Genomic DNA, 17,260 nt, shown 5'->3' on the forward strand with positions numbered 1-17,260 from the left:
GAAATCAAGAGGTTAGTTTATACTAACTTGATTAAAGTGCCCCCTTTGTTGGGGTAGAGCCTTTATAAATACCAGCCTTTGAACTAACTTTTTCTGCTTTAAATCACCGTTAACCCATGTTTTATAAGGGTTTTCCATAAATGATAAAACAGCCATAAGTGCGGTTTCAAAATCAATTTTGTTATTAGAATGAAGCTCTATAGATTGTAATATCTGTAATTTTTGCTCTTCTAATTCTTCAATTTTTTTCTCTAAAGCGCGTTGTATTACCTGGCTAGTAGTTTCAATAAACCTGCTGGTACTAGCGTTTATTTGTTTTTCAATTTTGAGTAACTCTTGCTGCAAGGTGTAAAGATTAATATTTCGTTGTTCCATTTTTTTATTAAAATGCTCTTGTGTAATCGCTTTAGTGAGCGTGACTATCTGCTTAGTGGGAGTAATTTCTTTTAAACTACCTCTAAAAAAATTTTCCAATACTTCTCGACTAATGTTTTTCTTCGTTAAGCCACGTTGTTTATTGTTACAACGATAATAGGGGTATTTGACGAGGTCAAGCAAATTTGTACACCCCAGTTAAGCCACTTTTTTCATTAACCCCCAGTACCGATTTTCAAATTGATTCGGACTTAGATAATCCAAAGACGAATGCAATTTTTGATTGTTATAAAACATAGTCATGTAATCTAGAATATCTTGTTTTGCCTCCCGTCTGGTTTGATAATTACGCCAATGAACTAATTCATCCTTCAAGCGGCTGAAAAAACTCTCAGCAACGCTATTGTCCCAGCAGTCACCTTTTTTGCTCATGCTGCCCACAAGGCCATGTTGATTGAGAAGGCTGCGATATTGTTTACTGGCATATTGTGAGCCCCTGTCGGAATGCACAATAAGGCCTGCTTTTGGCTTTCTCTGCCAAATGGCCATTGTTAATGCATCGCAAACTGTATCAGCCTTCATTCTCGAACTCATGTTCCAACCAACCACTTTTCGGGAAAACAAATCAATTACCACCGTCAGGTATAACCAGCCCTCATGGGTTGGGATATAGTTCATATCGGACACATAGGCACGATTGGGTTCATTGACCTGAAATTTCCTGTTTAAAACATTATCAAAAATAGGTTGCTTGTGATTGCTGTTTGTTGTCACTTTGTATTTCTTTTTATAGCGAACAAAAATACCCGCTTCACGCATTAATCTACGGGTTTTTCTGCGGCCAACCGGATAACCAAGAGCATTCAGTGCTTTCCTTATCCTGCGATTTCCATACGAAAACTTGCTGGATTCTGAGATTTTTTTAACCCACTCCAATAGCTCTTCATGTTCTGGTTCATTGTTCGGTTTTGTGCTCTTCCTTTTTTGATAGCTATAGTATCCAGAAGAAGTAACGCCCATGAGATGGCACATCATGCCAACCGGCCAGGTCTTCTTATGTTGGGCGATAAACGAATATTTTATTTCGCTTCTTTCGCAAAGAAGACCGTCGCTTTTTTTAGTATTTCTTTCTCCATTGTCAGCCTTCTGACTTCTTCTCGTAACTGACGAATTTCAAGTTGCTCTTCCGTCAATTTTCCATTTCCACGAAAAGCATTTTCATTATTCTCCGCTGCCTCTCGAATCCAGCGACTCAAAATATTCGAATTAATTCCCAAGCTCCTTGCTGCTTCTGGACATGTGTATCCTTGCTCAGTTACTAAACTAATCGCATCCAGTTTAAATTCCTTTGTATATTTTCTTCTTATAGACATTGTGACCTCCAATTAAACAAATTATCTCTTAACTGGAGTGTCTAAATCAATTGAACCACATCAATTCGATCTTGCCAAAGATAATGGCGAGAAATTCATTCTACCATACGCGCAATATTTTAATTTAGAAGATTTGAATAAACTTATTAAGGGAGTTATTGAAAATAAAAATCCCTGGCCAATCAATCAGATAATACATGCTGGAGGCATGGACGAGATCTTTCGTCAATTGTATCAAGACAAGAAAGATATTTCTGGTGCTGATGATATGTGGATACAATTATGGGACACAATCTTGGCTGAGAACGCTAATGATAATTTCCATGGATTTGAAGAACTACTAAAAAACAATAATATCATTCAATGAACTACAAAATTTGCTATATATGGAGTTGAAAAAGCATAGAATTTCTCTTCATTATGAATAGTTACTGCAATATCATACCAATCACTTTAATAGGATTGGACAGAATTAAAAAATATGAGCCAAGATAGTTTTCAATCGTCTTATACTCCTGTTCATTATGGGAAATCAGCTTCTGAATTTAGCAAAGAAAGAGGTCAGTGGCTTCTTGCCAACGTAGAGCAGCAGATTGGCTGGCCTCAAAAAAGAGCTTTAATTTCTTATCGCGGTCGCAAAATTTTATTATTGCCGGCTACAAGTAAATATTATGCAGGGGTAGCGGTAATTACTAAAATAGGTCAGTTAGATGAGGGCAAAATTTTTGTAATGCAGTTCTTAAGTGCATTAGCCTGGTACAGGCCTAGCAAAATTGACATTATTCAATGGACTAATTCAGCAACTCAAGGTTCTCTAAATCAATATTTAAGGTTAGAGCTAACTAAACGGCCAGGTATGACAGCATTATTTTTCCGGCCAACCATGTTGCCAGATCCTAAAAATAAAAATGCCCAGCTCGCTTTATCATTATTCAGAGAGGGATTGTCGTTAAATCATTTAGGGTATTCATTCTTAAGCTATTATAAAATTATTAACATGAGATATCCTAACGGTGCTACTCAAAAACAATGGATTAGAAGTAATCTATATAAACTCGAGAGTTTGAAATATTTGTCGGATCGATTAAGTAGTTTAAAACAAAAACATAATGATCTTGCGTATTATATTTATACAGAGTGCCGATGCGCTGTGGCGCACGCCGGGGGAACGGCTCCTGTTTATGATCCAGAGAGCCTCTATGACGAAATTCGTTTTTATGAAATTCAACCAATTGCACATGCTTTAGCAAAAATTATAATAGAAGACGAATTCTGTATTAAAACAACAAATACTATTCTTAAAGAACATTTGTATGAATTAGAAGGCTTTCATTATCTTATAGGGGATAAGGTAACTAAACGATTGAAAGATAGAGAAAGTATATCAACAACAGAGATTCAAATTCCACACTTAATTAGCTTACGTCTTTGGGGTAAAAGGAAATTCAGGGCGTTCGAAAAATTATCTGTTACAGTTATAGGAATTAACAAAGGTATTGTTCAACTAAGTTTGACGCGTGACGGTAGAGTTATCATTCCTTTAGCATTAGATTTTCCCAGTGAAAAATTAATTTTCGAACCAATGACCGGTGCTGATTTATCAGATGATGGCACACCAAATGCGGCATCACAATTTGCTGATACTTATCGATTTTATGGAGAGGTAATTGCAAACGGCATTCTGGAGGTTTGGGACGTAAATTCAAATTTAATCTTAGGTCGATTACTTGAGTATTTACCAGTTAATATATTGCCTTCGCAGACGAAAGATAATTTGATTAAAATTGAAAAAAGATGGAGGGATGAAGCAAAAAGAAGAGTTGTTGCGATTAAATCCCCCAATGGGAAATGAGAAAAGGCATGCATATTTATTTAAGTGTAAAAAGCTGGATATGACCTGACCATGAATTATTGATTACAATCTAATCTGACAATTTCGCCACTATTGCTGACCAACATGAATCACTTTTACACCCGAAACGTTCAATTGCCAGTTTTAATAAGTTCAATTGCTTTGTTTAAGTCTGTTGAAGAAAAGTGTCTAAATTCGCTAGAACCGGGAAAGCTATTTCTAAATGATAAAGGCTGACCAAGTTTAAGAATTTGGCTTTCAATTCTCTTAGCCATTACAGTACCTACATTTTCAAGCATAACTATTTTAGGTATGAATCCAGCGTCTTTGGCAACATCATAAATTCTCTTATCACCTAGATTTTCGCTAGTTATGCCTACTTTATAAATGTCAGCCTCCGCATGCCACAGATAAACCACATCCCTCGTATTATATCTATCTAAATATTCTAAATGCTCTGTAATATCATCTAGTACTCCAAAACGTCTAGCTGCCACATATGCATTGTTATTATTTCTGTAAAAGTCTGCTCTAGTTGAATATTTTAATGCCTCCTCTGCTAGTAATTTCGGTGTCCAATTTACTCTTTCTGTGTATTTCATATGAGAACAAACTTCATCTAAAATACCTCTTTTGTGTGCTATTCCATAGGCTGTAGATCTCATTTGGAGTTCATTTCTGGTCTTATACTTTTTAGCCTCTTGAGCTATCTCTTCATTTGACCAATATTTGTGTTTAAATTCCATGTGCCCGCATGCTTTATCCAGAATAGTCCTTCTTTGGGCTGCTGCATATGCTAAAGGACTTGATAGTTTAAAGTCACTTCGTGATTTAAATTTAGTAGCTTCTTCAAAAATCATTTCGTCAGTCCAATTAACATGATGTACTTCCATGTGTGAACATATCTCATCTAAAATGCCACGTTTTGCAGCTATTTGATAAGCATTACTAATAGAGCTAAACTCGCCTCTTGAACTATATTTCTTAGCTTCCGATAAGAGCATTTCATACGTCCAATCGGTCTTCATATCGATCATATGCATACAGACATCATTTAAAATCCCGCGTTTCCATGCCGCTTTGTAAGCACCAAGGTTACTGGCACGAAACTCTGATTTCGTTTTAAATTTAGAAGCTTCATCTCTTATTTTCTCCTCTGTCCATTTTGGATGTAGGTTATCCATATGAGTACAGATTTGATCTATAAGCTCTCGTTTATGGGCTGCTTGATACGCTCCGGAAGAACCATTCTTGAAGTCGATTTTAGATTGATATTTCTTCGCCTCAGTCGCCAACATTTCATCAGACCAAGACATATGGGCTGGGATCATATGAGAGCAAACTTTTTCTATAATGCCTTGGTACTTGGCTGCCGCATAAGCTGAGCAATTCTTGGTACGAAACTCTTGTTTTGTCTGGTATTTTCTAGCTTCCTCAATCAGCTTTTCATATGTCCATTTCGTGTATGCCATAGTATTACTTATCCGAGTTTTTCATTTTTTTATTTTGTAACAAACTGGAACTCATTAAAAATGTCATTGATGAATTGCTCGATGTAAGTGATTAATTCTAAATAACCAACATTAGTACTTAATGCCAATTTTGAGAGCCATCCTTTAAAGTCTTCTTCATCATCACTTTGATAGCCAGGAATTGAGTTATCATTTAGAAAGATCATAATTAAAGTAGCTATATCTCGAGATACTCCATCCTTATCATGTGTCAGCTCTTTAGCTTTAATGTGAGAATTAATCCCCAAAAATTTGCACAGTTCAGAAGCTAATATATCTTTTTTTCTTATTTTTTCACGCAGCTCTGGTTTAAAATACAAAATGAATATAATGAAAATTGAAAGGTGATACCATTTATCGGGTGCAAATTGATCACTCTTTAATGTATGAAATAACTCCAAGTACAAAATAAAATTACTTATTTCTCGTAAAGAAAGTTCGTTGATTATGATTAAATTATTTAATAAATCAAATCTTGAGTCTAAATAGTACCTGCTGTGTGCCTTTAATATATCGCTATTTCTTATTAATTGGTCTGCGTAATGATAAGACACATGTTGTTTTCTTTTATTTGAATACTTATCCGTAGGTAAATAAAATTTGAATTTAATAAATTTATCAAGATATCTATGAGCATCAAGAGCTAAGCCATAGCAATGGTTCACAGAGGCTTTCATCTGGGTGTAGTTTGTTACCAAAATGAATTTAACATTTGCGACATCAAATACATGTTTAATTTTCTCAATTATTGCGATTGCAAAATCGGGTTTACATCTATCAAGTTCATCAATAAAGATGACAAGCTTTTTTTCGACAGTTAAGTCTTGTAAGATTAATTTTAAGCTATTGATATCTTTTTTAGCCTCTTGATAGTCTGTAATAACTCCATCAACAAGATTTTGACTACCTTCATCAACAGCTTTCTCTAACTCTTTTTGGAACTCCTGATCTAATGTTTCTGTATTTGATCTTAGTAACCAAGCAACGCTTGCTCTAGCAGAAGCTTTTAAGCCATAACGAAAAATAGCTTTTGCTTTGTTTAAGAAGGCAATTTTCTTGGAGCTATCCTCAATTAACTCCGATATTGCAGCAACGATTGGGATTAATGGGTCATTTGTATGATCAGCCTCAAATGCGTCTATATAGGCACAAATCAAGGTTTCATTAAATTCATCGTTAATTAGCTTTATGGTTTTACGGCAAAACTCTGTTTTACCCGTACCCCAGCTCCCATCGATTACCATTGGTGAAATATCAATATTACTATTAAGTATATTAATTAGTTTTTTGGCCACTGGTTTCCGGTCAAACTCATCCCGGGTTGCAAATGAAAATTCAAAATCAGGCAAAGCTAAACTCACTGGTTGGGTGACCGAGAGGGTCCATTAAATTATATTGTTTAGATAATTTCAAGGCTTAAGCTGAGCAATTATATGAATCAAATAAATATTATTTGCTTAAGGTTAAAGAGGCTCTAACTTTTACTATATTTAAGATTAAGCCAAGGGAATAATATCTTAATTTTACGCTACTTTATTAAAGGAATCATTATGAAAAAGATAATCCTAGATACAAGCATACTTAGGTCATTGTCTTTATCTAAAAGTGCAGAGGTTGAAGCATTAAATAAATTGATTAAATATGAACATGTTGAGGTTTATTTACCGTATATTATTTACAATGAATATATTACTCATTTAAGGGATGAATTTAATCAATCGGTAATAATACTTAACAGGGAGGTTAGGAAGTTAAACAAATATTTGTATAAATCTCGCAGCATTAAGGATGAATTTTTAAAAGCCGTTGATCAGATAAATTTTGATGAGATTAACGAGTTTAATTATTGGATTGACAAATACCAAATCCAAGTTGCAACTAATTTAGACTTGGATCCAACAGTAGTCTTAACCGATTATTTTAATGGAAAATTACCATATCGATCACTTAAATGTAGAGAGGATATACCCGACTCTTTTATACATCATGAAATAATGAAATATTCCGAGCAAACTAAAGAAGAGATTATCTTTATTTGTCATGATAAAAAATTAATCAAGTCCTTTGAAAACACAAGAATTTCTTTGTATGACTCTTTAAAAGACTACGTACAAAAACCAGAGACTAATAAGTTATTAAGTGCTATTAAAGCCGAATTTCTTGTCGAACTATATGACTATTTTGTTGAAAATATTGAGGATGTACGTGAGCGCATTGAAAATGATTTATCAACAAAGATTGACTATATGGAGATTCAGTCGAATCACATACCAAGTGATAATAACGAAGGCAATATAGCAAGTATTGAATATGTTGACCCTAAAGATTTTAAAATTATTAAAGATAGCTTGTACCATTATGGAGATGATTTATATACCTTTGATACGGTATTTCTAGCGGATGTCTCTGTAGATTTCTATATCTATAAGCCAGATTACTATTGTCTAGATGAAGAGTTTTATACCGAAGATCATAATGACCATTATTTTTCTGCCCAAAAATCTATTATTGTTGAATTCAAATGTAATATTAAGGTTAATATATTAATTGATGAGGATGATGACTCAGTAACATATGAAAATCTTGAGATTAATGACATTAGTTTTTCAGGCTAAAGTCTAGACATCTCATAATGCAGCCTCCATGCTGACCCTTGTTGTTGTTATACTTCTATTTGGATAACAGCTTAGTAATTAGGTTCTACTCTCTACCGGTGATAATAACTTAATTACATCTCTATAATTGGCATATATTTCAATGGTTATTTTAGATCATTTACTACGCAGCCACTGCCAAAAGCTCATTTCCCCACTCCAAAATATGGGAATTGAACCGGTTCCAATTTTCACACGACACCTCCACCAATTAACCATCCAAGACACTCCAATAACATCCATAACCTCTTGTAAACACTAGGGTTACTACTAGTGGTTTATATCTTAATCTTGTAAAAAATGAGTCTGTTCTTGGCTTAGATCAAAGTTTGGCAGAGACGGCTTTTCGAGAAAAAAGAAATATAGATAAGATTTGTATGGCCATTCGCTAGTCCAAAAGACATACATGTTCAGGATTTGACCCTTTTCTGCTCTTTTCTATAGAATTGAGCCATGTTACAGAGGGATTAATTAATTGGTGCACTATCCCTTTTACCATAAAAATGGTACAACAAATTAAATTATTCGAGACCAAAAGCTAAATAAATGAGGCATTAATTCATGTCTAATGTATCTATTAGAAAGGCTACTCCCTTGGATGCAGAGGCGATTGCATCAGTACATGTTCATTCTTGGAAAAAAGCTTACCAACAATTTATTCCAGAAATAGTACTCAATAGTTTATCAATTGCTGAGCGCACCCAACTATGGAATGAACTACTAAATAATGGCGTAACAGTACTTGTATTGGAAATTGATAATCAAATAATTGGGTTTGCGAGTATTTGTACATTTCGTGATGACATAGAGGATAACTCTAAAGGGGAAATTAGCGCTGTTTATATACACCCCAATTTTTGGCATCAGGGATTTGGTAAGAAATTGTCTCTCGCTGCGTTAAAAAACCTGAAAGAACTAGGCTATTCTGAAGCCTTACTTTGGGTTTTATCAGATAATAGTCAAGCGCGTAGCTTTTACGAGGGTATAGGCTTTGAATTAAATGATAAATCAAAACTTGCGGAGTTTTACGATGGCGGAGCGTTATTAAAGGAAGTGCTGTATAAAAAGAAATTATAATCTCTATATATCATGTTCTTAAAATGATGGGTTTGTGGACTGTGTAAGGAAAAGAATATAGCTTTTCTATTTGGATCTTAACTGGTTGTAAAACTCTGGTCAAAAATCAAAGTTTTTTTCCTACATCCAGAATATTCTTACGCAAATATATAAAACAGACATGCCTATTATTGGAATTATAACAAAGCCAAGAAAAAGGTGAATCTGTGTCCTGTTTTCTGATGAGGATCTGTAAAATTTTTTGAATTTATTAAAAATTGACATTCAATTGATACCCTTGCAATTTATTTCATTATATATCTTAAAGCTCTACTTTTGATGCTAATTAAAATCGTAGAAAATTACCATCCCAGTGCCTGCTGTTTTGATATTAATGTATTAAACAGGAGGAGTAATTTTGAGGCAATCTTGGGTTGGTTCGCAACGAATCAACCCATAAGCTAGAGCACTAATTCCAGGGGTCTTTGGTCCAATGCATAGTAACATTGTTACCAAATTGATCGTAACTCTCCCTTGCTGAGCGTTCTTCCAGTTTAGCGAACAAACTATTAGGGTGTTTGGCTGATGTTGTGCTCGTTAATGGGCGACGGCCGTCCTCGGTGTAGCTCAATCTGGGGTCTTGAGCTTCGGGAGCAATATGTTCTTGTTCTTTACTGTTTTTCATAGGTTTCATTATCTATCCTCAGGTTAAAAGTTGTTTTGGTGTAAGTAAAACTCAAATAGTCCGTAAAATATTTCAAATGAATAAAATACACAATAATTGTACTTTAAATGTCCAGTTTAATTGTGGTTTAAATAGGACAATTTACGGTTATAAAGGGACAATGTGAGCTTATCCAAAGAAGAGTGGGTTAGAGCAAGGTCCTTGTTCGAGATGTGAAAGGCTCTTAAATTAACTTAAATGGGAGCAAGGAAAATCCTTTTATTTGGTGAAATCTTTATGCGTGTTCAACCATTTGGAAAGACGTGTTTGCTGCTGTGGTATTCCTATGGGCGAGCCTCAAGAATAGTCGTTGTATAGGGGAAACAATTCCAATCTTTTTTTACTCCATTGATGATGATACTAATCTCGGAAATTTGCTCTAATCCCCCTTGTAGTCCTGTATTCAAGAAACATACCTTGTTAATTCCATCCATTGTAATGAATAAATTGGTAGTGTCAGGGCTGATAGCTACATTTGGAGGCCAATAATAAAGATCATTGCTGTACCCTAAAGGAGATGGCAGTCCTTTTACCATGATAGTTGCTCCAAAAGACTCGGCACAGATCCACATTAATACTAAAAATAGAGTGGGTTTCATAAGTTCGTATCCCTTTTAACCAATAATATGATAATGAGATTGCCTAAAGACATTTGCCTACATACTCCTATACCATATAGGATAGACTATTATAACGTGGTGTACTTGATTTGAACTCCTCAGACGGGATAAGTAAACACGTGATTGAAGGCAGACCCCTATGTGACCTTTTCAATCTAGTAAATCCCTGTTTGTTTTTAAACTCTCTGTTATGTAACTGTTATGTAAAAACGCTTAATTAGGAGTATTGCTCTTTAAACTAATGCAAGGGTCGTCAGTAGTTGACAAACCATCTGTGGCAAGGCTGCCACAACGTCGATATACCAGTGCAAAATCATTTTTTGCTGACTTGTTTGTATCGCTGGAAGAGTCTTTGGAGCGGGTGCACTACAATGATTTACTAAAAACACTACCAACTACGGCCATTTGCGTTCTGTCAATACGGCGTTAAATCAAGTTGAAAATAGACAAGGGATCTACTCTAAAATGGAATTAAAGAACATGAATCAGCGTCTTGAGCGCCTAGGTTTGTTTATGAAGTGCCATACCGACCCAAGAGGCCATCGTCACCCTGACCTCGGACAACAGCCAAACTTTTTTGACCAGTCGACTGAAAAAGTGAATGTTAAAAGCCATCAAGATAAAGGCATTTCGTTTTGACATCCAGGAACTTGGAAATACCTGTAAAAAGTCAGAATAATGCAATGGGAAGGAGGGCTGCCAACCCCGGGTTTTGGGTGCCACCACTATAAAAATAGGGACAAGCCTTTCTTGTAAGCTTGGCTTCACAAGTTATTTTCCTGAGCTGGGGACATTATTTTAAATTTGAAAAGACAACAAATATCGAATTTTGCATTTACAAAAAACAAATAAATTTGTATCGTTTAAGTGCATCTTGTTTAATAAAAGAGATTTTCTCTATGAAGCGATACATCTGGTTTCATCCATCCTATGTTTTAGAGTCTACTGAGGCAACTTTGCTTGGCCAGCAAACCAATGCCAAGGATCATGGTTATATCTTATTAAACGATCAGGAATTAGGAAAAGTCACATGCGAAGATCATCTGACAATCATGGGACATTCCACACTTGCGCCAACACCAGCAGAGGATACCGGATTGTATATACAGGGGGATACAGCAGATGATCTAATCAGACGATTAACTACTAATGGGTTAAAGGAAGCCCCCAAGATATTGAGCCTTGAATCTTGTCGAGCAGGAATCTCTGGTGGCCTTGCCCAGCAACTGTCACGCTCTCCTTTTTTTAAATACACGTTGATTGAAGCGAACCTAAACAGCGTAGGCCGAAAACCCATGGAAATGCAATGGAATTTTCCAACTGACTCATTAGGTCGCGCCGTATTAAAACTGGATAACAGCCCTTGGATGTTCTATCTGGGTGGGTTCCTGGTTGGGAGACTCACTCATGATGCCTATACTACGGAGGATTTGTTTAGCCTCCTGTCTCCCCCAACTTTTCATAAGCATTTCTTTGCCAATTATCAACCAGGCTTTTTTGGAGGACGATCTGGACGCCATTGTTTGTTTAACAAGACCACAATTACACTGGAAAAAGCGTCAAATTTTGCCCTTGAAGACCAGGATTCAGCCAGTGCTAAGGCTCTTGAAGTGGTCTTGAAAAAGCTTTATTCCCAACCAGCTTAATTCAACATCAACATGACTTACGAAAAAACCCACACTCTTTGTTAAAAATGTTTTTAATTTAGCCATTTAGTTTATCTAAACTCCCTTATTAGCAATATTTTTTGCCTTGACCTTGGGGTTTTTCGTAAGTCCTGAGCAATAGACTTTTAGTCAGACTCACCTCAATAATATTAAGGAACAATATGATGTAACACATGATTATGTAAAATGACTTTTGAGAGAAGCATGGTTAAAACTGAAAATAATTATTTTTTCATGGCATAAAGGAATTGTTTAAAAGGCGATGTCATTGGATTGAACGTCACTGGTTTTAATTTCCTCGCAATTTGGCAGCGTCAAAATGTGATTATTCTGCGATGAAAAATAACCCTTTTTTGTTGGCTTTGACGTAATAGAGTGCTTCATCCGCTCTCGCCAAGAGGGTGTTTATCGATTTGTCACTTTGGATTGAAATAGTCCCTCCAATGCTCACAGAGATGTGAGATTTTGCCAATTTTTTTTGTAGTTGTTGTGCTTTTCTTTCCAGGATTTTCACATCAATGCCTGAAAAAATAATAGCAAACTCATCGCCGCCATATCGAAATACGTTATCCGTTTTACGGACAAGCTTTAAAGATTCCTGGGCAACTTTTTTTAATATCATATCGCCATAGATATGTCCTTGCGTATCGTTTATTCCTTTAAAATCATCCACATCGAAAAATAATAATCCAACTGCTTCCTGGTTTTGATGAAAGTTTTTAATAGCTTCATTCCCTGCGATGAAGAAATTTTCCTGATTGTAAACATTGGTAAGCGGATCAGTCTTTGCTTTTTCAGATAATTTAAAATTTAAATTCTTGAGTGCGGTGATGTCTTTTTCTATTGCGCCTAAATAACATAAATTACCCTGCCCGTCTCTTAAATAAACTATTGAAAAACTAATCCAATAAGGTGTTCCATCCTTAGTATAGTTTAATAAATCCACATTGATATTCGTTTGAGCTTTAAGTGCTTCTTTTATCATTTTTAATGTGTTTTGATTGGTTTCTTTACCTTGAAGGATACGTGGTGTTTGGCCAATAATTTCATTGGCTTTATATTTTGAAATGTTTTCAAAGGCTTTATTCACCCAAACCACTTCCGGACCATTAGGTGCATCAAGTGGTTCTGCTTTGGTTATAATGACCATATCGTTGGTTTCATCAATTAATTGAAGTTTTGCTCTTTCAATGTTTGTAAGCATTTGTCATATATCCAATAGCCAATCCATTTTTATGCGCTTGCTTTGATATAGTCGGGTATTTTTTCGTAAGGCATAGGTTTCTCAAACAAAAAACCTTGATAAAAATCGATGGCATAATTTTTTATAATCTGTAACTCGTCTTCTGTTTCTATGCCTTCGCAGATTATTTTTATCTTTAGTTTAGTAGCCATCTCACATATTTTTTCCAATATGATTTGTTTGAATTCATTTGTATGAATCTGGCTAATCAATTCTTGATCAAGTTTAACGTAATCAGGTTGTAACTCAGTAAGCAAATTCAAAGAGCTGTAACCAGAGCCCAAATCGTCAAGGGCGACACAGTAACCTTGATTTCTGTAATAATCTATTATTTTTAACAAGTGTTTTTTATCTTTTACTTCATCACTTTCAGTGACTTCAAATACAATTTGTGCAGGTTTAATGGATGTTTTTTTTAAGGATTGGTTCGTTGTTGTCAAGCAAAAAAGGGGATCGTAAATGGCTGTTGGGTTAAAATTAATGAAGATTTTTTTGTCAGCGATGTCAATTTTGCTCATATTTTCAATGTGGCATATACGTGCTTTTTTATCTAACAAAAAAAGCATGTCGCTCGATTTTGCTGCTCCAAATAAATCAGAGGAAGGCAGTATATTATTATCTTGCTTTCCCCTGAGAAGGCACTCAAAACCATAGGGTTTGAGTGTGGTATTATGCAAAATAGGCTGGCAGAAGGTTGATAGCCCCTGATTTTCAATGAGTCCAACCAGCCATTGAGACAAACACAACCCCACAATTTTTTTTAATGAATGCGTATGATTGAGTACTCTCTCTACGTTTCTGTCCGCGATATCAATTGGCAACAAAACTGCTTTGCTGTCCTCAAGTTCCGCTTGTGAATAACATCGCTCCAGTGCATGACCTATGTCTTGTGCTCTCTCAGCAGTAAATAATAATTCGATAATTCCGCTGTCTCTTTTATTGATATCAAAATTATTTTCGGTTAAATGCTTTAATAATTTTGAATAGCAATGACCTCGTGGGGGTAAAATGAGTAACTGGTAGGTTCCCGATAAATGGTAGGTTGCCGCTGAATCGCATTTTTCGCAAGGCATGCTATTTCCCTTGATTGACTGGGTTTCCTTTAGTTTGATTATAGTATATGTTTTCCGTCGCGAGGCTTGGAGGAACAGTAATTACCAAGCAAGAGGAGATATGTCTATAGGTGCTCGTCTGCTCTTAAGGTCAGTATTTCATGTCCATTATCGGTCACTAAAATGGTATGCTCCCATTGTGCAGATAATTTATGGTCTTTTGTGACAACAGTCCAACCATCCCCTAAAGTCTTGACTTCTTTACGGCCCAAATTGAGCATTGGCTCAATAGTGAAAGTCATTCCTGCTTGTAATCGTAATCCGGTATTTGGTTTACCGAAGTGCATAATGTGAGGATCTTCCCACATGGATTTACCAATTCCATGCCCACCAAACTCTCGTACTATTGAATATCCATGTTGTTCTGCATGTGTCTGGATTATGTTTCCGATGTCTCCAAGATGAGCCCCTGGGCGAACTATTGAAATAGCTTTGTATAGGCATTCCTGGGTAACTTCCACTAACTTTTTAGCAAATGGCTTGATGTTGCCGACGAGAAACATTTTGCTGGTATCCCCAATATAACCGTCCTTTTGCACAGTCACATCAATATTAATGATGTCGCCATTTTTAAGTTTTTTCTCTGAGGGGATGCCATGGCATACCACGTGATTTATCGAAGTGCAAATGCATGCGGGAAACCCATAGTGGTTTAACGTCGAGGGAATCGCTTTCAAATCCTCGACAATATACTGACGACAAATTTGTTCAAGCTCCTTTGTACTGGTACCTGCAATGACATAAGGCTCTATCATTTCAAGTACAGATGCGGCCAACTGCCCAGCAACGCGCATTTTTTTTATTTCTTCAGGCGTCTTCACTAACATCGTATATTTCACCTAGTGAAGCTTGATGGACTAAAATTTTAAGAATGTCAGTATAGGTAATGGAGGGATTTTCTTCTGCCAATTTCCCTATTCTAATCCAATATTCTGCTTGTGAATTGATTGACCGACTCATGGCTCTTGCCATCAGTTTGGTTGCTTCATGCAATTCGTCCGAAATTTTTACTATGCCCATATTTTCTCCAAAAAATGTATAATATAGCGTTTTAATATAAAATGATACATTTCATTATAAAATATATTTTTTGGGGAATAAATAAATCGGGCAATAGATTAAGGGCAGGCTTCCTTTTTTCCAACGCGAGAATAAGGGAGCGATTACAAATGAAAAAGAGAAGACTCTGGAGGTTTATATTGGTGACAATAATAATTTTCTCTGAACTGCATAGAGAATAAAAGCACTGGTAACTGCCGGAATGATTGCCAGGAATGCAAAGCCAAAAAATAGATAGGAGAGCACTAATTCAACGAATGGTGATATAAAAACAAGTAAGAATTCAGGGAATTTCCATACAATGAGTTCGCGAATAAAAGCATCCAATATGAATAACATCAGTAACGAGACGTTTCCTACGTAGAATCCAAAAATAAAATAAGGATAAGGTTTATCTGAAAAAGTTTTGTATCGAAAAACAAACAACAAAGCGGCGGCAATAAATGAAGAGAAAAATAATAAAGCACCGCTGAGATCCGATTTTGGCGAGGCAAGCAACATGCGTAGGGAATCATCATAACCGAAAGCGATAAGGCATGAAATAATGCTTAATAACCAATAGCTAAGTAGATAGATAATAAACAATTTCAATTGTTTCGCGGTCTTTTCTTTCATAACCAATTTTAATCAAGCTGTTTTAAACGGCGCTTCTATCTTTGGGATTTTAACACGACTCTTTGGGCATTGATGCATGGGCATGCTCCTGAACGGGGCCACAGACTGCTGTCTTAAGGGGGACTCAAATATTAGGATGGCTTTATAATCGAAGCAATCACTTAGCTTTTTATGTGATTATTTTGTATTATAATAATCGAAAGATGACTGGGATTTTCCAATGAACTTAAAAAAAGAAGTGTTCTTAAACCAAAATTGTGCAGAAATGATGATAAAGAAAGCTGCTCGGTTGATTTTAGGCAGTGATCTTGATTTTGAATACACTCGAGATGTTCAAGATATTCAAATTGATCTGGGCCCTGCTTTTATGTTCAGTCCAGACGAAGAAAAAACACTGTGGGTTAGTGGGAAAAATCAGGAAACGTTGGAAAGGGATCTGGCGACTCTTAATAAAAGCAGTGCCTACTTTTTCCGGACTGGTACTCAAGGAGGGGCTGGTCATTGGCAAGTCCTGTACTATGAGGCTGCTAAATCAGGTTGGGTTAGCTATTCATCTCAATCCAATCACTTTCAAGTGACTGACAGCAATGGGAAGTTAACAGCCAGTGGTAAGGGACTGCTTGTTCCCCATGCCAATTGGGGAAAGGAAAATGGAAATTATGCATTTTTGCTCGTAAACGCAAGTGCACAAAACATCATTCATGCAGCGAATTTCGTGTATATTTTCAGAACTCAGAATGAGGATGCTGCAATACAATATTGTGCGCTCAATCAGGCGCTTCATCCAGAAATAAAGAGAATAACTATAACCAAAGTTCAAACACAAACGAGGTTAACACCAGAGATTCATTGTCCCCGGGGAGATTTATCTTATGCGAATCTTAAAAATGTATACAGTAAGCATCTAGCCTTGTTGCATGTTATCAACCGCCTGGAAGCAGGAAGTAAAAGCTACAATCCTTACTGGATGGGTAGTCAAGAGAAGCTCAATAAAATTTTTGAGGCACTTGGACATTGTTATCAAAAAGGCCTTGATGTCGATAATGAATTAAACAATAGCAACAGCAAATTATCCAAAGCAATCAATATGCGCCGCCTCCCATCGCTTTTTAGTTTTTGGTGTGAAAAAAACGAATCTTTCGTGGAATCAAGAAAAATAATTGAAGAACACAGGATTTGCAGGCTAAATAATTTATAAAAGCTGTGTATAGTTTATGGCATGACCTCTCATGTTGTTGATGTTGTATAGGATATAACAGTTAACGGTCATTACTATCTCAAATGGAGTCTGCAGTAACATCTAATGGAGCCAGAGGCTCCAGTTAAATTTTAGATCATGGGCAGGATTTTCCGTTTTCTTTGGCGCGAATTAGGGCACAGAGCTTATTAAGGAAAAAGG

At 36.0% G+C, this 17,260-nt stretch carries 18 protein-coding genes; 7 read left to right on the forward strand and 11 right to left on the reverse strand.

The genetic code is table 11. The annotated features are described in order from the left end of the window. Positions 1-12: 12 nt before the first annotated feature. On the reverse strand, positions 13-474 hold the full coding sequence (locus LPG_RS00740; RefSeq protein ID WP_223804307.1) for a site specific recombinase: 462 nt from the start codon (positions 472-474) through the stop codon (positions 13-15). Between the two features lie 99 nt (positions 475-573). Further along, a protein-coding gene (locus tag LPG_RS00745) for an IS3 family transposase (RefSeq protein ID WP_102990622.1) occupies positions 574-1,748 on the reverse strand; the annotation gives its coding sequence in 2 pieces (ribosomal slippage) (positions 574-1,484 and positions 1,484-1,748; 1,176 coding nt in all). Between the two features lie 37 nt (positions 1,749-1,785). Here LPG_RS00745 and LPG_RS00750 point away from each other — a divergent pair. Together LPG_RS00750 and mauJ are read left to right on the forward strand one after the other, a co-directional pair. Beyond that, positions 1,786-2,115: a hypothetical protein gene (locus tag LPG_RS00750; protein WP_015444936.1), complete on the forward strand. Its 330-nt coding sequence runs from the start codon at positions 1,786-1,788 to the stop codon at positions 2,113-2,115. A 114-nt stretch (positions 2,116-2,229) separates the two neighbouring features. Continuing rightward, positions 2,230-3,600, forward strand: a complete 1,371-nt coding sequence (gene mauJ, locus LPG_RS00755; RefSeq protein WP_010945909.1) for a methylamine utilization protein MauJ — start codon at positions 2,230-2,232, stop codon at positions 3,598-3,600. Positions 3,601-3,731: 131 nt separating this feature from the next. Here the strand turns inward: mauJ and LPG_RS00760 are convergent, their stop codons facing one another. Together LPG_RS00760 and LPG_RS00765 are read right to left on the reverse strand one after the other, a co-directional pair. Further along, a complete protein-coding gene (locus LPG_RS00760; RefSeq protein ID WP_010945910.1) occupies positions 3,732-5,072 on the reverse strand; it encodes a hypothetical protein in 1,341 nt (446 codons plus the stop codon). A 29-nt stretch (positions 5,073-5,101) separates the two neighbouring features. Next, entirely contained in the window at positions 5,102-6,460 is a 1,359-nt protein-coding gene (locus LPG_RS00765; protein WP_015444935.1) for a KAP family P-loop NTPase fold protein, read from the reverse strand. Between the two features lie 201 nt (positions 6,461-6,661). On the opposite strand from LPG_RS00765, the gene LPG_RS00770 reads away from it, so the two are divergent. Together LPG_RS00770 and LPG_RS00775 are read left to right on the forward strand one after the other, a co-directional pair. Beyond that, entirely contained in the window at positions 6,662-7,726 is a 1,065-nt protein-coding gene (locus tag LPG_RS00770) for a PIN domain-containing protein (RefSeq protein WP_010945912.1), read from the forward strand. 600 nt (positions 7,727-8,326) lie between these two features. Continuing rightward, positions 8,327-8,842 (forward strand): GNAT family N-acetyltransferase, encoded by a 516-nt coding sequence (locus tag LPG_RS00775; protein ID WP_010945913.1) that lies wholly within the window; start codon positions 8,327-8,329, stop codon positions 8,840-8,842. Between the two features lie 448 nt (positions 8,843-9,290). On the opposite strand, the gene LPG_RS00780 is transcribed toward LPG_RS00775, so the two are convergent. Next, entirely contained in the window at positions 9,291-9,515 is a 225-nt protein-coding gene (locus LPG_RS00780; protein WP_014326585.1) for a hypothetical protein, read from the reverse strand. A 314-nt stretch (positions 9,516-9,829) separates the two neighbouring features. Further along, positions 9,830-10,144, reverse strand: a complete 315-nt coding sequence (locus tag LPG_RS00785; protein ID WP_010945914.1) for a hypothetical protein — start codon at positions 10,142-10,144, stop codon at positions 9,830-9,832. Positions 10,145-10,391: 247 nt separating this feature from the next. Here LPG_RS00785 and LPG_RS15290 point away from each other — a divergent pair, with 247 nt between their 5' ends. Together LPG_RS15290 and LPG_RS00795 are read left to right on the forward strand one after the other, a co-directional pair. Then, positions 10,392-10,595, forward strand: a complete 204-nt coding sequence (locus LPG_RS15290; RefSeq protein WP_223804306.1) for a hypothetical protein — start codon at positions 10,392-10,394, stop codon at positions 10,593-10,595. A gap of 469 nt (positions 10,596-11,064) precedes the next feature. Further along, on the forward strand, positions 11,065-11,811 hold the full coding sequence (locus tag LPG_RS00795) for a hypothetical protein (RefSeq protein ID WP_015444932.1): 747 nt from the start codon (positions 11,065-11,067) through the stop codon (positions 11,809-11,811). A 346-nt stretch (positions 11,812-12,157) separates the two neighbouring features. Here the strand turns inward: LPG_RS00795 and LPG_RS00800 are convergent, their stop codons facing one another. From LPG_RS00800 to LPG_RS00820, 5 genes are all read right to left on the reverse strand, one after another. Further along, a complete protein-coding gene (locus tag LPG_RS00800) occupies positions 12,158-13,036 on the reverse strand; it encodes a sensor domain-containing diguanylate cyclase (RefSeq protein WP_010945916.1) in 879 nt (292 codons plus the stop codon). A 29-nt stretch (positions 13,037-13,065) separates the two neighbouring features. Further along, positions 13,066-14,148: an EAL domain-containing protein gene (locus LPG_RS00805; protein ID WP_015444931.1), complete on the reverse strand. Its 1,083-nt coding sequence runs from the start codon at positions 14,146-14,148 to the stop codon at positions 13,066-13,068. A 104-nt stretch (positions 14,149-14,252) separates the two neighbouring features. Continuing rightward, on the reverse strand, positions 14,253-15,014 hold the full coding sequence (map, locus tag LPG_RS00810) for a type I methionyl aminopeptidase (protein ID WP_015444930.1): 762 nt from the start codon (positions 15,012-15,014) through the stop codon (positions 14,253-14,255). After that, entirely contained in the window at positions 14,995-15,207 is a 213-nt protein-coding gene (locus tag LPG_RS00815) for a ParD-like family protein (protein ID WP_010945919.1), read from the reverse strand. The genes map and LPG_RS00815 overlap by 20 nt, the downstream gene beginning before the upstream one ends. A gap of 174 nt (positions 15,208-15,381) precedes the next feature. After that, positions 15,382-15,861 carry a hypothetical protein gene (locus LPG_RS00820; protein ID WP_010945920.1) on the reverse strand — a complete coding sequence of 160 codons (480 nt, stop codon included), beginning with the start codon at positions 15,859-15,861 and terminating at the stop codon, positions 15,382-15,384. Positions 15,862-16,081: 220 nt separating this feature from the next. On the opposite strand from LPG_RS00820, the gene ravD reads away from it, so the two are divergent. Further along, positions 16,082-17,059 (forward strand): Dot/Icm T4SS effector deubiquitinase RavD, encoded by a 978-nt coding sequence (gene ravD / locus LPG_RS00825; RefSeq protein ID WP_010945921.1) that lies wholly within the window; start codon positions 16,082-16,084, stop codon positions 17,057-17,059. Positions 17,060-17,260 lie beyond the last annotated feature (201 nt).

The organism is Legionella pneumophila subsp. pneumophila str. Philadelphia 1, assembly GCF_000008485.1.
Taxonomy (GTDB): domain Bacteria; phylum Pseudomonadota; class Gammaproteobacteria; order Legionellales; family Legionellaceae; genus Legionella; species Legionella pneumophila.

Coding starts and splice junctions, on each gene's coding strand:
- mauJ (WP_010945909.1), top strand. CDS start 2,230: ATGAGCCAAGATAGTTTTCAATCGTCTTATACTCCTGTTCATTATGGG.
- LPG_RS00760 (WP_010945910.1), bottom strand. CDS start 5,072: ATGGCATACACGAAATGGACATATGAAAAGCTGATTGAGGAAGCTAGA.
- LPG_RS00770 (WP_010945912.1), top strand. CDS start 6,662: ATGAAAAAGATAATCCTAGATACAAGCATACTTAGGTCATTGTCTTTA.
- LPG_RS00775 (WP_010945913.1), top strand. CDS start 8,327: ATGTCTAATGTATCTATTAGAAAGGCTACTCCCTTGGATGCAGAGGCG.
- LPG_RS00780 (WP_014326585.1), bottom strand. CDS start 9,515: ATGAAACCTATGAAAAACAGTAAAGAACAAGAACATATTGCTCCCGAA.
- LPG_RS00785 (WP_010945914.1), bottom strand. CDS start 10,144: ATGAAACCCACTCTATTTTTAGTATTAATGTGGATCTGTGCCGAGTCT.
- LPG_RS00795 (WP_015444932.1), top strand. CDS start 11,065: ATGAAGCGATACATCTGGTTTCATCCATCCTATGTTTTAGAGTCTACT.
- LPG_RS00800 (WP_010945916.1), bottom strand. CDS start 13,036: ATGCTTACAAACATTGAAAGAGCAAAACTTCAATTAATTGATGAAACC.
- LPG_RS00805 (WP_015444931.1), bottom strand. CDS start 14,148: ATGCCTTGCGAAAAATGCGATTCAGCGGCAACCTACCATTTATCGGGA.
- map (WP_015444930.1), bottom strand. CDS start 15,014: ATGTTAGTGAAGACGCCTGAAGAAATAAAAAAAATGCGCGTTGCTGGG.
- LPG_RS00815 (WP_010945919.1), bottom strand. CDS start 15,207: ATGGGCATAGTAAAAATTTCGGACGAATTGCATGAAGCAACCAAACTG.
- LPG_RS00820 (WP_010945920.1), bottom strand. CDS start 15,861: ATGAAAGAAAAGACCGCGAAACAATTGAAATTGTTTATTATCTATCTA.
- ravD (WP_010945921.1), top strand. CDS start 16,082: ATGAACTTAAAAAAAGAAGTGTTCTTAAACCAAAATTGTGCAGAAATG.